At 31.4% G+C, this 15,853-nt stretch carries 15 protein-coding genes; 4 read left to right on the top strand and 11 right to left on the bottom strand.

Translation table 11 applies throughout. The features are described from left to right. Entirely contained in the window at positions 1-948 is a 948-nt protein-coding gene (locus QVZ41_RS02490; RefSeq protein ID WP_302882964.1) for a phosphoribosylaminoimidazolesuccinocarboxamide synthase, read from the top strand. Positions 949-1,005: 57 nt separating this feature from the next. On the opposite strand, the gene QVZ41_RS02485 is transcribed toward QVZ41_RS02490, so the two are convergent. From QVZ41_RS02485 to QVZ41_RS02445, 9 genes are all read right to left on the bottom strand, one after another. After that, the gene (locus QVZ41_RS02485; RefSeq protein WP_302882963.1) at positions 1,006-3,210 is read right to left on the bottom strand and encodes a DUF2339 domain-containing protein; all 2,205 of its coding nucleotides are present in this window, start codon (positions 3,208-3,210) and stop codon (positions 1,006-1,008) included. Positions 3,211-3,284: 74 nt separating this feature from the next. Next, a complete protein-coding gene (locus QVZ41_RS02480) occupies positions 3,285-3,929 on the bottom strand; it encodes an NAD(P)H-binding protein (RefSeq protein WP_302882962.1) in 645 nt (214 codons plus the stop codon). A gap of 158 nt (positions 3,930-4,087) precedes the next feature. Beyond that, positions 4,088-4,804 (bottom strand): HvfC/BufC N-terminal domain-containing protein, encoded by a 717-nt coding sequence (locus QVZ41_RS02475; protein WP_302882961.1) that lies wholly within the window; start codon positions 4,802-4,804, stop codon positions 4,088-4,090. Further along, positions 4,791-5,621 (bottom strand): HvfB family MNIO-type RiPP peptide maturase, encoded by an 831-nt coding sequence (locus QVZ41_RS02470; protein ID WP_302882960.1) that lies wholly within the window; start codon positions 5,619-5,621, stop codon positions 4,791-4,793. Before QVZ41_RS02470 ends, QVZ41_RS02475 begins: the two co-directional genes overlap by 14 nt. A gap of 64 nt (positions 5,622-5,685) precedes the next feature. After that, entirely contained in the window at positions 5,686-6,081 is a 396-nt protein-coding gene (locus QVZ41_RS02465) for a hypothetical protein (RefSeq protein ID WP_302882959.1), read from the bottom strand. A 21-nt stretch (positions 6,082-6,102) separates the two neighbouring features. Then, complete coding sequence (locus tag QVZ41_RS02460) at positions 6,103-7,821, bottom strand: DUF255 domain-containing protein (protein ID WP_302882958.1); 1,719 nt, start codon at positions 7,819-7,821, stop codon at positions 6,103-6,105. Between the two features lie 136 nt (positions 7,822-7,957). Continuing rightward, positions 7,958-8,839, bottom strand: a complete 882-nt coding sequence (locus tag QVZ41_RS02455) for a bile acid:sodium symporter family protein (RefSeq protein ID WP_302882957.1) — start codon at positions 8,837-8,839, stop codon at positions 7,958-7,960. Between the two features lie 197 nt (positions 8,840-9,036). Then, positions 9,037-9,411, bottom strand: coding sequence for a DoxX family protein (locus QVZ41_RS02450; protein WP_302882956.1), 375 nt, complete (start codon positions 9,409-9,411; stop codon positions 9,037-9,039). A gap of 55 nt (positions 9,412-9,466) precedes the next feature. Continuing rightward, the gene (locus QVZ41_RS02445; RefSeq protein ID WP_302882955.1) at positions 9,467-10,993 is read right to left on the bottom strand and encodes a bifunctional GNAT family N-acetyltransferase/carbon-nitrogen hydrolase family protein; all 1,527 of its coding nucleotides are present in this window, start codon (positions 10,991-10,993) and stop codon (positions 9,467-9,469) included. Positions 10,994-11,191: 198 nt separating this feature from the next. Here QVZ41_RS02445 and rpoN point away from each other — a divergent pair, with 198 nt between their 5' ends. Beyond that, positions 11,192-12,646: an RNA polymerase factor sigma-54 gene (rpoN, locus tag QVZ41_RS02440; protein WP_302882954.1), complete on the top strand. Its 1,455-nt coding sequence runs from the start codon at positions 11,192-11,194 to the stop codon at positions 12,644-12,646. A gap of 3 nt (positions 12,647-12,649) precedes the next feature. Next, complete coding sequence (locus QVZ41_RS02435; protein WP_302882953.1) at positions 12,650-13,249, top strand: hypothetical protein; 600 nt, start codon at positions 12,650-12,652, stop codon at positions 13,247-13,249. On the opposite strand, the gene QVZ41_RS02430 is transcribed toward QVZ41_RS02435, so the two are convergent. After that, entirely contained in the window at positions 13,244-13,912 is a 669-nt protein-coding gene (locus tag QVZ41_RS02430) for an outer membrane beta-barrel protein (protein ID WP_302882952.1), read from the bottom strand. The genes QVZ41_RS02435 and QVZ41_RS02430 overlap by 6 nt on opposite strands. Positions 13,913-13,935: 23 nt before the next feature. Beyond that, positions 13,936-14,580 (bottom strand): 16S rRNA (guanine(527)-N(7))-methyltransferase RsmG, encoded by a 645-nt coding sequence (rsmG, locus tag QVZ41_RS02425; RefSeq protein WP_302882951.1) that lies wholly within the window; start codon positions 14,578-14,580, stop codon positions 13,936-13,938. Positions 14,581-14,745: 165 nt separating this feature from the next. On the opposite strand from rsmG, the gene QVZ41_RS02420 reads away from it, so the two are divergent. Further along, on the top strand, positions 14,746-15,837 hold the full coding sequence (locus QVZ41_RS02420; protein WP_302882950.1) for a fatty acid desaturase family protein: 1,092 nt from the start codon (positions 14,746-14,748) through the stop codon (positions 15,835-15,837). Positions 15,838-15,853: the final 16 nt, after the last annotated feature.

The following is a 15,853-nucleotide window of genomic DNA, read 5'->3' as shown; positions in this document are numbered from 1 at the left end:
ATGAGTAACACAATTAACGATACCAATTTTAATTTCCCAGGTCAAACGGCTATTTATAAAGGAAAAGTTCGTGAAGTATATACGGTAAACGAAAAATTAGTGATGGTAGCATCAGACAGGCTTTCTGCTTTTGATGTCATTATGCCAAAACAAATTCCTTATAAAGGACAGATTTTGAATCAGATTGCAGCTAAAATGTTAGAAGCAACTAAGGATATTTGTCCAAACTGGGTATTGGGAACGCCAGATCCTAACGTAACCGTTGGGTATGCTTGTGAGCCTTTTAAAGTAGAAATGGTAGTGCGTGGTTACTGTACAGGTCATGCTTGGAGAACTTATAAAAGTGGAGAAAGAGTGTTGTGCGGAATTACCATGCCAGAAGGTTTAAAGGAAAATGATAAATTTCCTACACCTATTATTACGCCAACAACCAAGGCAGATTTAGGAGATCATGATGAAGATATTTCTCGCGAGGAAATTTTAGCTAAAGGAATTGTTTCTCAAGAAGATTATGAGCAATTAGAAGCGTATACCTTGGCTTTGTTTAAAAAAGGAACTGAATTGGCTGCGGAAAGAGGGTTGATTTTGGTAGATACCAAGTATGAATTTGGAAAAACAGCGGATGGGAAAATTGTAGTGATTGATGAAATTCACACCCCAGATTCTTCTCGTTATTTTTATGCTGAAGGATATCAAGAAAGACAAGATAAAGGAGAGGCTCAAAAACAATTGTCTAAAGAATTTGTTCGTCAATGGTTGATAGAAAATGGATTCCAAGGAAAAGAAGGACAACAAATTCCTGAATTAACAGACGAAAAAATAGAAGAAATTTCTAATAGATATATTGAATTATATGAGCAAATTACAGGTGAGAATTTTGTAAAAGCAGATATTTCTAACGTGTTAGATAGAATAGAAAAAAACGTAACTGAGTTTCTTGCAAAGTAAACTTGGTTAAGATTTATATAAAAACAGCCCGAGCAATTGCTCGGGCTGTTTTGGTTTTTAATTTTCCTTAGTGTTGATGATATTTTTGTATTTGTTGTATAAAAAGGAAATCAATAATAAAATAATTCCGAGTAAAGTAAAGACTATGATTTTAGAAATGGTTCCTAAATGAGAGATGTCATACAAGAACAGTTTTATTAGAATAACACCAAACAATACCATGGCAATGATTCTTAAATGCTGTTTTTGTTTCCAAATTCCTAAGCAAATCAATCCTAAGGAATAAATGGCCCATAAAATACTCAAGCCCAATTTATACGAAGGTACAGTAGTAAATAAATCTAAGATATTGATGAGTTCACTGCTTAAAATCCATAATATAGTTAGGTGTAAAAAACAATCGAAAATTTTGCTAGAGATCACTTTTCTGTTAGGATATGTTGTGTAAAACAAAAGTCCTATAAATAGATACGAGAGATATCTAATGCTAATAAAATAAGTATTGGGAGATGGATTTAGATCATTTAGATAAGTATCTCTTAAATCACTTAAATTTAAAAGGCCAAAGGTTAAATAAATAAGCGTAAATAAAAAGGTAAAGATTATTGAAACCTTTGCTAAACTATTGTTTTTTATCTTTTTGTGATTGATGTAGTTTAAAATAGTCATAAAAATTAGGCTATAATTTATGAGCCAAATCACTTTAAATTTTAAGATACTTCGATTTAGAATCATCTCATCTTGATTCATCGATTTTGTATAAAGTTGTTCCCAATAGGTAGCAATTTCAAAATAAAAAGCCAAGTAGGTGCTCACGATTAAAAGGGAAGGAATGACATGTGAAAAAATAGAGTGTAAATTAGACTTGTTTTCTAGCTTGCTTTTGTGTTTTAGATGGATGAAATTAAGATAAGACATACAAGTAATAAACAAGACCGAGCTTAGAAAATATGGATTTAAAAATAAGTTGATTTTTGTTTCAGTACCTGAAGCATCATAATATTTAAACCAATAAATAAGCAGGCTATAAAAAGACAATACAATTAATGGATAGGAAAGTTTTTCATAAAATCCTTTTTGTTGAGTTCTACCAATCCAAAATAAAATGGTTGCTTCACCAATCCAAAAAATAGAAATCCAACTTCCCTCAAATTGTATAGGAAAAGTTAAGGTGATAAATAGAATACAAAATCCTATGACAAGTTGTTGTAGATTTTTGTCTTTTACGGATTGCTTGTATAAAAGTATGGCGACCAGTCCATGTAAAAAAGCAATATAAATGGTGAATAGCCCAATAATATTTTTAGTTGATGGATGACTGTTTAAAACAAGATATCCTAAGCAGAAAAACAAAAGGGTGTTGCTGAGAATTAAAATGACATCACCCGCTAAAAAAGGTTCTTTTTTGATCAATTTATAAGATAAAGAAATGCTATAAAAGGTAATATAAATAACACTTAAAAAACCAAAAGCAATTCCAAAATGCTGTTCGTATTCATAGTCATTAAAAAACCAAGAAATAAATAAAACCCATGTAACGCCAAAAGCATTATAAAATAGAGGCTTCCAATATCTTTTAATAGCAATATATGAAATACCAATATTGATAATTCCGACATAAACAAATAAAGCAGCTATGTTTCCATTGTTGCTACTAAGCAGCAAAGGGACGGCATAAGCACCAACCAATCCGATATGAGCAATGACTTGTTTGTTGAGTTTTAGAGCGGTAAAAACAGTTAAAATTGTTAAAGAACACATGGTTAAAAAGGCAAACCACATGGGTAACAATTGGTAAAAACTATAAGCAATAAATGTAATAAAATAGAGAATTGTGTAAGCTCCGCTAGTTAAAACAGCTGCATAGTTTGAATATTTTGTTTTTAATTTATATCCTAAACCTAGTAAGATAAAACCAGCTAAGTAACTTAAGAGAATTCTGGTAATTGGCGAAATTAAATCATGTTCAATAGAGTATTTTGCACCAATAGAAACTCCTATAATAGTAATGATGATTCCTATTTTATTGATAAGATTTTCACCAATTAATTTTTCAAAATTAAAAGAAACAGGTGTTTTTTCTTTCTTTTCAACTTTGATTTTTTGAATAGGTGTATAGGTTTGGTGAACAGGAACAGCTTGTTTAACAGGTTCGTGAAAATGTTGAATTTCCTGTTTTAAAACTTGTATTTCTTTTTGGAAAGAGAGCTGTTTCTGTTCCAGCACCTCAAGTCTTCTATATAATTCATCAATGTCTTTCATAGCTAACTTTAATTAGCTACAATGTAATAAAATTATAAACTCAAGTGGCTCCTAATTTTAAGACAAGTTTTGGTTTATTGTCCTATGTTATTTATGGCTTCTTTAATAGGGGTTGTTCCACTGTGCATGGAAATTACTTTTTTAAAGGTTGCTTTATTGTTTAAAACTTCAAGTAAGGTAGTGGCTACATCTTCTATAGCATTTTCACCAGGGTGTTGAATGTCTACTTCAATTTTCCCTGTACCAGTAGTCTCTGTTAAAGCACTTGGTTGCAATATGGTGTAGTTTAAGTTGGTGTTTCTAATCAACCATTCGTCTGCATAATGTTTAGCGATGTAATAATCTTTCAACTCATCAAATCCTTCTTCTTTCCATTTATTGGTTTCTAATGAAAATACAGCGCTTAGCATAATATATTGTTTTATGTTTTTGTTCTCAGCAATTTTCATGGTTTTAATGGCTCCATGTAAATCTAAAGCAAGTAAATTTTTAGCTCTAGATCCAGAAACAAAATAGATTGCATCAATATGATTAGGAATTTTTTCTTGTATCTCTTCTATTTCTCCAAGCAAGTCTAAAGAAATTTGTGTGTAATTTTGATTGCTAAAAAGAGATTCGTCTTGTCTGGTGGTTCCAATAACTTGATGATTGTTTTCTAACAATTTTTTTGTTAAAATTTTTCCAACTCTTCCGCTTGCTCCTATCACTAAAATTTTCATAAATATCTTTTTTAAGATTAAAATAGGCCTTGTTATATCAATAAAACTTGACCATTGATGTTTATAAATGGAGCAAGAAAGATGCCATAACAGGTTTTATTTAATTGATGTTAATCAAAGGAATCTGAGAGAACGTATTAAGTTGACGTTGGAAGTTATTACTTAAATAATAATTGTGTAGTCAAAGATTGTTTGATGAATTCATCATAAGCAATATTTACCTCATTTTCAGAAGCGTATTTTTTTAAAATTTGTTTGATATCTTTTTCTGTTAATGGATTTGCAGCTAAATGTTCTAAAACATCTACAAAGGGAATAGATAAATTGGTAAACTGAATTGAGCCTGTATCTGGATTTCTGTGCAGCGATACAAAATAAGAGCCTTTGTCTTTTTCTGTAATTAAGTTTGGGTTTTTAATATGTACAGGGTAAGAGAGCATCATCATATCTATTTCTGGATTTAGTGTATAAAAACCGTCTTTATATTTTTTATGAGGTACATCAGGCATCATAAATATTTCTATTTCAAGCCATTCAAATTCTAATAGGTTTTCTAAAAAAGGGTAGGTGATTAAAAGATCTTTTTCTTGTTCAATAAGGTAGTTTTTAAACTCTTCGGGCATTCTCCAAATTTGTGGACTCTTAATATTATAAGTGCTAAAAAAACGATTCACAATGGTTTCCCAACTTTCATCTCCTAATAAATTTTTAGTAATTGGATAGGCTGTTTCTAAAGTATCTAACACATTGTTAAAAACCAAACGTCTGTAGTGTGTTAAGTTTTTTTGCACAGCACCTTTTATCTCAACAGGATTTCCTGTTCGGCAATAAGTAGCCAAGTTGCTTTGGTGTTGATGTGTTTTAGCGAATAACATGGGAATGTTTTTTTAAACTATTGGTTTTAATGTTTTGTAATTGATTCATTTCACATTGTAAAATGTCCAATTCTGGAATGTTAAAATCTCGTTCTAACAATACTGGTACATCACGTTTTAGTTGTTGCATGGTAAAACCAAACAAATCATACACGGGATCTATAATGTTTTCTCCATGGGTATCAATAATCAAATCTTCTGAGACTTGAGTGTGACCTGCCATGTGTATATATTTTACTCTGTCTAAATCTAGGTTTGCTAAAAATTCTTGAGCATTGTATTGGTGATTAAAACTGTTGACATAAATATTATTTACATCTAATAATAAGTTACAATCAGCTTCTTTAATAACATTGTTAATAAATTCCAATTCGGTCATTTCTGCTGCAATCGGAGAGTAATAACTCACAATTTCTATGGCAATTTTTCTTTCTAAAATATCTTGAGCCAAACGAATGTTTTTGGCTACGTGTTTTACAGCATCTTGTGTAAAAGGAATGGGTAACAAATCAAACAAATGAGCATTATCACATTTAGAAAAACTTAAATGTTCTGAATATTCAACCGTGTTGGTATCGTCCAAAAATTGTTTTACTTGTTTTACAAAGTTAATATCAATTCCTTCGGGACTTCCCACAGATAAAGATAGGCCGTGTACAAAAAGAGGATGTTTTTCCAAAGCTTTATCAAACAGCTTTTTATAATATCCACCAACGTTCATCCAGTTTTCTGGAGCGACTTCTATAAAAGAAGGTGTTAAAACATTGTTATCTGCAAAATCTTCTGCAAAGTCTTTTCTGTATCCAATTCCTACCATAATTTTTTGTTTAAAATAGACGGATCAAAATGAGTTTGATCCGTCTAAAATTTAGGGATGGTTATTATTTTTTTTCACCACATTTAGCATCCTTAGCTTTTGCCTCACCACACTTAGCGTCTTTAGTTTTCGCTTCACCACATTTAGCATCTTTAGCTTTTGCCTCACCACACTTAGCGTCTTTAGTTTTTGCTTCACCACATTTAGCATCCTTAGCTTTCGCCTCACCACATTTAGCATCAGTAGTTTTCTTTTCTCCACATGCTCCTTGAATAGATTTTAATCCATCAACAGCAGATGATAAAAGATTATTTGTGTTGGCTAATAATTGTGTACGAACTTGTGATCCTGTTCCTAAATAATCAACAGTTAAATTTGTTGCAGTTGCATCAGTAGATGATACTAAAGCTCCAGCGATTAATGATCCTGTTAACAACGAGTTTTTTGTGAAATTTTTCATGAGATTTGAATTTAATGATTATTATTTATTTTTATTTAATTCTTTTTTGAGTTCCTCCTCCGAGTATATGGGGGGTGAGCAATAAGTTGAGGTGCACCTAAAAAGTACGTTCTCGTTAAAGCTTCCAAATAGTTCTTGCTTTTCTTTAGGGAGTTGATGAATCTTTCCAATATAAACCATACTGTAAAATGGCAACATGCTTTGTAAAACATGATTAAATTCATTTCCTTTTCCGGTATTTAGATACACATATTGTGTAGGTTCTCCTTTTAATTCATTGGCTAAAAGAAGTAATGAGGCTTCTGAATAATAATCTTTTGCTAAAGCCTCTGAGGTTAAAAACTGATATGTTTTTTTAGCAATGTCGATATAGTTATGGTCTTTTGAAGAATATCCATACCAATTAAAAATTCTAGCAATCTGAATATTTTCTTCTTTTAAAGGTTGAGCCATCAATCCGTTGTTTCCCTCAAAACTTTTAAAAGTACCATTTGGTAACAAATAGTTGTTTTTAATAAGTGAGCAAAGTGATTTTAGTTCTTGTTTTGCTTTACTATTTGTAATATCACTTTTAATAAGGTTGATTAAAAAATCAGCCATGGCTATTTGATCTCTTAAGCTTGTGATATTGTTGTTTTCGTTTCCATGTGCATATAAACCCGATACCTTTTTGCGTTTGTACAAAGCATTTTCTATGCTTTTAACTTTGTCTAAATATTTTTTTTCTTGGGTAACGTAATACATTCTTAATAAGGCACTACCCATAGCAGCATTATTATCTGTAAAAGTGTTGGTGTCAACTTTTGGAACACCTAATTTTCTTCTCTCTATATTATTTAGCTTAAAATAGTTAGCAGCATGTTCTCCTTGAATCAAATCTGCATCTTGTGCATTGTTGTACAATCCATTTGGGTTGGCTAAAAATCCATCAACGTACTCCACTATTTTTTTTGCGTACATTAAAGAACTTTTGTCATTGTTGTATTCATAATTCAGCAAGAAAATATGTAAGTATCTTGCTTGTATTTTTAATAGTTTTTCAAAGTGTAAATGCTTCCAATCTCCATGAGTTGAATATTGATAAATACCTCCCCAAATAGGATCACTAAGTTTTTTTGCTCCCTGAATACTTTTTGAAATCCATGTATTGATGTTTACGTTTTTACGATCAAACAATGCTTTTTCAAAAGTGGCATATTCAATATATTTTTGAGATTGATTAAATCCTCCTTTCTCAATATCTAAAGAATTGATAAAGTACTTTTCTAAGGTTGATATTAGTTGATAGCTATTTTGATTGTTATTGATGACTTTAGTAAAATCAGTAGATTTTTGTTCTGGACTTGGATCTTTAACAATGGCTTTTAACAATCTTAAAAAATTATCGGGAGCTATAAACCCAGCTCTTTTTACCACATCAATCCCGTCTGCATTGATAAAAATGGTAGCTGGCCATCCGTAATCCTTGTATCGGTTAGATAATTCTGGATGGGCATCTTGATCTGCTTTTACTGTAATAAAATGTTGGTTTAAGTAATTGATGACTTCTTTATTTGCATAAGTTTTGTCTTCCATTACATGGCACCAATGACACCAGTTGGCTTCTAAATTTAACAGAATGATTTTATGGTCTTTTTTGGCCTCCTCAAATGTGTTAGCAGACAATTCTTGCCATTCAATTGCATTTGCAAAAGAAGAAGAGAAAAGTAAGAAGATAAATAAATTACAAAAAAGTTTCATTTGATTCCGTTTGCAATATCTACGAGAAAGAAATCAAGATGGTTTTGTTTTAGAATAAAAAAATGAAAAAAGCCAACAAAAAAAGCCAACAAAATTAAATTTATTGGCTTTATGTGTTTGTAATAAAGTAGGTTGACTATTTTGTTGAAGGAATTCTTTTTTGTTTCTTTTTTCCAAAATACCACATTAATATTCCTCCTGTGGTGTACATCCAAATGGTATATGCGGCAGTTGGAATGGCCATTTCTATATTGTTTAATATAGAGGTAGCAATTACAATTCCAAGGGTAGCATTCTGAATACTTCCATCTACTCCTATGGAAATTGCATTTTTACTTCCCAAATTAAAAATTTTAGCAAGTAGAAATCCAGATCCAATAATACTGATATTTAAAAGGAGTGTTACAATACCAACTTTTTTTAGTGCCTGACCTATGGTGTTAAAATTAGTAGCCACAATACCAATAAAGATTAAAATGAAAATAATGGTAGAGGCAATTTTCATGGGTTTTAACATACGAAGGGCAAAGTTGGTTTTATAGGCATGAATGAACATTCCTATGCAAATAGGAAGCATGGTGATCATCATAATTTGAAACATTGTATCTAAAACAGGAAGTTCTATAGTGGTACCTGTGTGTGTGTTAAAATAGGTTAACGCAAAAGAAGTAACAAGTTGCGTAGAGATCACACTGGTAAAACTACCAACCGCAGTTAATGTTACCGATAATGCCAAGTTTCCATCACATACTTGCGCAATGATATTACTTGTAGGTCCTCCAGGACAAGAGGCTAGTACAATAAGTCCTACAGCCATGGTGGTATCAAGATGAAACAAAATAGCTAATAAAAAGGCAATGATGGGTAGTATAAAAATTTGATTGAAAAGTCCTATAATAATGGCTTTGGGTTGTCTAAAAACCCTGGTAAAATCATGAATGGTTAATGACATTCCCATACCTAACATAATAATAGCTAAAGATGAGGGTAAAAAGACTTTGAGTAAAAGGTCTGTCATGCTTGATGAAATTGTTTTGTAACCTAAAAATACTATTGATGAACAGCAAAAATAGGTGTTTTTAATTAGAACTAAAATTCAAAAATTAGAGCAGTTTTAGAAGGTGTTAAGTATAAGGAATAAAAAACCGCTCATGAAAAATTACATGAGTGGTTTTGAAGTTTTATAAAAACAAGAGAGTGTTTTAAGATTGTTGCTTACTTAAATAAAGGTGCGTATTTCTCTTTGTTTTCTACCATAGCCCAAATTAAAATAGTACTAAAAACAGCTGGTAAAATTAATTCATGGTCTGTAGTTAAATGGAAAAGTACAATTCCCACCATAACAGGTAAAAGAATAATAGCTCCCAGGGCTCTTGTTTTGTTAAAAATAAATAAAGCACCTCCTATTATTTCTACCACTGCAACCAATGGCATTAACCATTTTAAACTCATCATAGCAGTCATTGCGTCTAGTAATTCCTGAGGCATCTCCTCTGGCATAGGCATGTAGTTAAAGAATTTGTTGAAACCGGCATTGATAAACATCAGCCCAAATAATAAACACAATACAAAAAGAATTTTGTTTTTCATTTTTTAAGTTTTTTTGATTTAGTAATTTAAAATTACTCAAATTAAATCAAGTTTCTTATTTTTTTATCAGCTCGTAAACATCTGTTCTTCTATCTTTTAAGTTTCTAACGCTTCCGTGTTGGTTTAATTCTTTTAACAAACTCAAATCAACATCAGCAATTAAAATCATTTCTGTGTTTGGGGTTGCCTCGGCTTTAATTCCGTTGGTAGGAAAGGCAAAATCACAAGGGGTAAATACCATAGATTGTGCATATTGAATATCCATATTTTCTACTTTTGGTAAATTCCCTACGCTACCAGCAATGGCTACATAACATTCGTTTTCTATGGCTCTGGCTTGTGCACAATGCCTAACTCTGGAGTATCCGTTTTGAGTATCGGTTAAAAAAGGAACAAATAAAATGTCCATTCCGTCATCAGCCAATAGCCTGCTTAATTCAGGGAATTCAGAATCATAACAAATTAAAATTCCTACTTTACCACAATCAGTATCAAAGGTTTTAATTTCAGACCCTCCTTGCATTCCCCATATTTTTTCTTCGTCTGGAGTTACGTGAATTTTTTCATAACGCTCTATAGATCCATCACGTCTGCACAAATAACCTACATTATAAAGTTTGTTTCCCTTCATTTCGGGCATACTACCCGCAATGATATTGATGTTGTATGAGATAGATAATTCAGAGAATTTTTGAACTATATCGTGTGTGTGTTTGGCCAACTCTCTAATGGCTTCAGAAACAGGTAAATGATTGTTTTCTGCCATTAAAGGAGCATTAAAAAACTCAGGAAATAAAGCAAAATCTGATCTGTAACCAGAAACGGCATCCACAAAAAACTCGACTTGCTGTAATAAATCTTCCAAATCTTTATAAGGTCTCATTTGCCATTGAACCAATCCTAAACGGACTACTTCTTTGGTGTGAGCGGCAATTTTGTTTGGTTTTTGATAGTAAATATTATCCCAACGTAACAATACAGCAAATTCATTAGAAGCAGTATCGCCTTCTAAATAACCTGTCAAGATTTTAGTTGGATGAAAATCGTTAGAAATTTGAAAGTTCAAAACAGGATCATTGATTTCCTTACGTTTTACTTTCTCTATATATGTTTTGGGTTTAATTCTGTGTGCATATTTGTGGTAATTAGGAATTCTCCCTCCAAATACAATTCCTTTTAAATTTAAGTTTTCACATAATTCTTTTCGGTAATCATACAATCTTCTACCCAGTCTAAGTCCCCTAAACTCTGGTTTGATAAAGACATCAATTCCATAAAGCATATCTCCTTTGTCTGTGTGAGAATTAAAAGTATAATTTGCGGTAATTTCTTCGTAAGTATGATTGTCTGAAAATTTATCGTAATCAACAATGATGGATAATGCGCAACCAGCCAATTGTCCGTTTACTTTTATTACAATTTGGCCTTCTTTAAATTTATCTATCAAAGACTGTATTTGATATTTTTCCCAATAAGAATCATCTAAAGCCTTATAAGCTTCAATCATGGCTTCTTTTAAGTCTTGATAGTCATCAATATCTAAGTATTTTAATTCAATATTCTCTATTTCTTCAATATTCATAAAGGTTATTTGTTTCTTTGTTGATTTAGCTAAATATAAGGATTTAACTATAGGTTAGCAATGTTTTTAATTTCTTAAACTATGTTAAAAAAAATAGTTTTTAAAGTTTGGTATTAAATTTGATAAGGCATTCGCTTGTTTCTATGAAATACTTTATTATCTTAGTTAAATAGTCCATTCAACAGACTAAAAATAATTATGTTAAAACAAAGCTTAAATTTAAAATTATCTCAAAAGTTATCTCCTCAACAAATTCAGTTGATGAAGATGATTCAATTGCCTACACAAGCTTTTGAACAGAGACTAAAACAAGAGATAGAGGAAAATCCTGCTTTAGAGTCTGGAAAAGAGCAAGAAGAAACTTACGAGGAAAATTATGATGATTATGCAGATGAAGGAAATGAGTCCATTGCTGCTGATGATATCAATATTGATGAATATTTAAGTGATGATGATATTCCTAGTTATAAGTTACAGGCAAATAATTATTCCGCCGATGATGAAGATAGAGAAGTGCCTTATGAAGGAGGTTTAAGTTTTCATCAATCATTAATCAACCAATTAAATACGTTTACCTTAAATGATGAAGAGTATGCGATTGCTGAGTTTTTAGTAGGAAGTATTAACGACAACGGGTACTTAAGAAGAGATACCATTGATATTGTAGATGATTTAGCATTTACACAGAACATTTTTGTAGATGAAAACAAAGTAGATGATATTTTATATGAGGTGGTTCAAAAATTAGAACCTACGGGAGTTGGAGCTAGAGACTTAAAAGAATGTTTAATCATTCAGTTAGAGGCCAAAAACCCAACAAAATCAGTAGAATTGGCTATTAAAATATTAGAAACTGCTTTTGATGCTTTTGTAAAGAAGCATTACGATAAATTGTTAGCTAAATTTGATATTGTTGAAGAAGATTTAAAATTAGCCATTAAAGAGGTTGAAAAATTAAACCCGAAACCAGGAGGAGCTGTAGTAGGGAACTCTAAAATTGCCGAGCAAGTAGTCCCAGATTTTACCATTAGAATTTCAGATGGGGAGTTAGAATTATTGTTAAACTCTAGAAATGCTCCAGAATTACATATTTCTAGAGAATACAACAATATGTTAAAAGGATATCAAGAGGCTAAAATCAAAACCAAGTCCCAAAAAGATGCAGTACAGTTCATCAAACAAAAGTTAGATTCTGCCAAATGGTTTATCGATGCCATCAAACAACGTCAGCAAACCTTAATGGTGACCATGAGTACCATTATGGATATGCAAAAGGAATATTTGTTAACAGGAGATGAAAGCAAATTAAAACCAATGATTTTAAAAGATGTTGCAGAAAAAATAGACATGGATATTTCTACGGTTTCTAGGGTGGCCAATAGTAAATATTGTTCAACCCCTTATGGAACAAAGTTGGTAAAAGAGTTTTTCTCAGAATCGATGAAAAATGATCAAGGAGAGGATATTTCTACCAGAGAAATTAAAAGTATATTAAAAACGGTGATAGAAAATGAAGATAAAAAGAAACCGTTAACAGATGATAAATTGTCTGCCCACTTAAAAGAAAAAGGTTATTTAATTGCTCGTAGAACCGTAGCAAAATATAGAGAACAATTGGATATTCCTGTTGCGAGATTGAGAAAGGAAATATAAAGCATGGAAAAAGTATATAAGGTAATTTCAGTCATTTTTCATCCTATATTTTTACCTATGTTTGGGGCTTGGGTGTATTTAAATGTATTGCCTTTGCCCATTTCTAAAATGCAAATATATTTGATCTTTTTTATTGTAGCTGGAGCAACTTTTTTAGTGCCTCTGCTAACCATTTTTTTACTAAAATTGATGGGACAGATAAAAAGTATTCAAGTCACTACTGCTCATGAAAGAAAGTTGCCAGTTGCTTTAATGATGGTTAATTATTTGTTCTTAGCTCAGATGCTAGGGCGTATTTGGCAATTAAGAGAATTGACTGTTTTGGCTTACGCTACTGCCGCTGGTTTGTTGGTGACCATATTTTTTTTATTTAAAAACATAAAAATTAGTCTCCATATGTTGGGGATGGCAGGCTTGTTAGGGTTTACTATTATTTATGGATCTTCTTATTATTATCCTGTAATTGTCATTGCATTATTGTTTGCGATAACAGGGTGGTTAGCTACAGCAAGATTAAAATTACAAGCTCATAATTTTAAAGAGATTATTATTGGAACCTCTCTTGGTTTACTCTTGCCTATTTTGTTGAGTTTTGTTCTATAATAGATAAAACATCACTCCGATTTTTAATTGATTAAAGTTTAGTTTTTCTCCTGTTTCTGTTCTAAGACTATCTTTAAAAGGTGGATTTAGATAGTATTTTACATGAAAGTTCCAAGTACCAAAACCTATAGAAGTGTATAGAGTAAAATTGGTGCTATTTAACTGAGTAAGGTTGGTAAATTTAGTGGTGTTTCCGCTATTGTCATCAAAGCTTGCGCTATTTTGTAGGTTGTAAATTAAGGAAACACCCGAATAAATTCTCCAAAAACTATTATTGGTGGCAGTAGAGGTTCTCCATCTATATTCTAAAGGGAATTCTAAATTGTGAGAAGTAAAATCATATCTATTATAATTATTATCAATGTTAAAAACCATGTCATTACCATTTTTAGTAATGGCAATATTGGGTCTTAATACATCAAAATTATAACCAGCACCTATTCCTATGGCTTTATTTCTTTGTTTGTTAATGGGAATGTCTTTAATAAACCCAGCTTCTATACTAAATGGAACGCCGGTGTTTTTAAGTCCATTTTTAGTTCCCACAAGGAAATTGTATTGAACGCCTAAATAAAATTGGTCTTCAAGATAATGGTCATCAATATAAACTTCCGCATCATCCTCTTCTTGTTGAGCAAAAAGAGAACATGAAATGATAAACATTAAAAGAAAGCCTTTTATATTCATTATTTACCAGGTTTGAACTTTAAAGGTAAGTGAACCACTTTTTTAGTTTCAAAAAAATCTTCTTCAAAAAAGGTAGGTAAATCATACAACGTACAACCTGGAAAATCCTTTAGTTCTTCGGATAAATCTCCTCCTTTTAAATACAGTATTCCGTTTTTAAGTTTGTGGTTGTACTTTTTAGCACATTTATTTTTTACCCACTTCACAAAATCAGGCATGGCAGTAACAGCTCTACTGACCACAAAGTCAAATTCACCTTTTACTTCTTCTGCTCTCATGTGTTTTGCGGTTAAGTTGGTTAAGCCAATTCCTTGAGCCACACCATTCACCACTTTAATTTTTTTACCAATAGAATCTACCAATAAAAATTCTGTTTCAGGAAATAAAATAGCCAATGGAATTCCAGGAAAACCACCACCTGTACCTACGTCTAAAATTCTAGCTCCTGGTTTAAAGGGTTGAACTTTAGCAATTCCCAAAGAGTGTAATACGTGTCTAATATATAACTCATCAATATCTTTTCTAGAAACTACATTTATTTGAGCATTCCACTCTTTATATAAGTTTTCTAATTGTGTAAATTGAGTTATTTGTGTTTCCGTTAAATCCGGAAAGTATTTTAAAATTATGTCTACTGTTATCATCGTGATGCAAAAGTAATTGATTTCCGTTGAAAATAAATAGTAAACAGTTAGTTAAATGTTCTTTACATTTATAAGGAAATTGTAAAAATCTTAAATTTCTTAACGCCTAATTGAAATAAAGTGAATAAAAATTAGTTACTTTTGTAGGCTGAACATTCATAACAAATGCTACAAGTAAGTTTTTCAAGAGAAAGTAATAATCAATTTTTTAAAACTCTTAATCAGAGAGTTAACAAGTATTTTAAGGATAACAACCTTAAGCGTACAGGAAATTGGGTGCTTTATTCTAAAGCAATCTTAATGTTTTCCTTATTGTTTGTTCCATATATAGCATTAATGTTTTTCCCGATGGCCAATATTTACCGCATTTTGATGTGTATCATTATGGGCTTGGGAATGGCAGGAGTTGGAATGAATGTGATGCATGATAGCAATCACGGATCTTTTTCTAGCAAATGGTGGGTTAATCAATTGATGGGAAACAGTATTTATATTTTGGCAGGAAATGTTTACAACTGGAAAGTGCAACACAATTTATTGCACCACACGTATACAAATGTTGAAGGAATTGACGAAGATATAGATATTCAAGGAGTAATCAGGTTGTCTAAACACGAACCTTGGAAACGTTTTCATAAATATCAAAGATTTTATGCCTTCTTTTTATATGGTTTGTTAACCATACAATGGGCTTTGGTAGTAGATTTTAGACAAACACCAAAATACATCAAACATAAATTAAGTGCTGAAGGAGAGCTAAATGCAGCTAAAGAATGGTCTTTATTGATTATGACTAAAATAGTTTACTATTTATTTTGGTTAGTATTACCTTTATTGGTCATGGATATTGTTTGGTACCAGTGGTTAGTTGGGTTTTTAGTCATGCATTACGTAGCTGGTTTGGTATTAAGTGTAGTATTTCAATTGGCACATATTACAGATGTTGTTGAGGTAATATCTCCTGAAGAATTAGAGAGTGAAAAGAGAAGTTGGGCGGCACATCAATTACAAGAAACTGCAAATTTCGCGACAAAGAATAAGATAGTTTCTTATTTTTTAGGAGGATTAAATTATCAAATAGAACATCATATATTTCCAACAATATCGCATGTTCATTACAAAGATATTTCTAAAATTGTAAAAAAAACTGCTAAAGAATTTGAGTTACCATATCACGAATATGAAACGGTAAAATCAGCTTTAAGAGCGCATATCAATCAATTAATTATTTTAGGAAAACAACCCCAAATGGGATAAAGAATACATATTAAGT

The organism is Wenyingzhuangia gilva (assembly GCF_030519655.1).
GTDB lineage: Bacteria > Bacteroidota > Bacteroidia > Flavobacteriales > Flavobacteriaceae > Wenyingzhuangia > Wenyingzhuangia gilva.
This window is presented reverse-complemented; position numbering and strand designations above follow the sequence as displayed.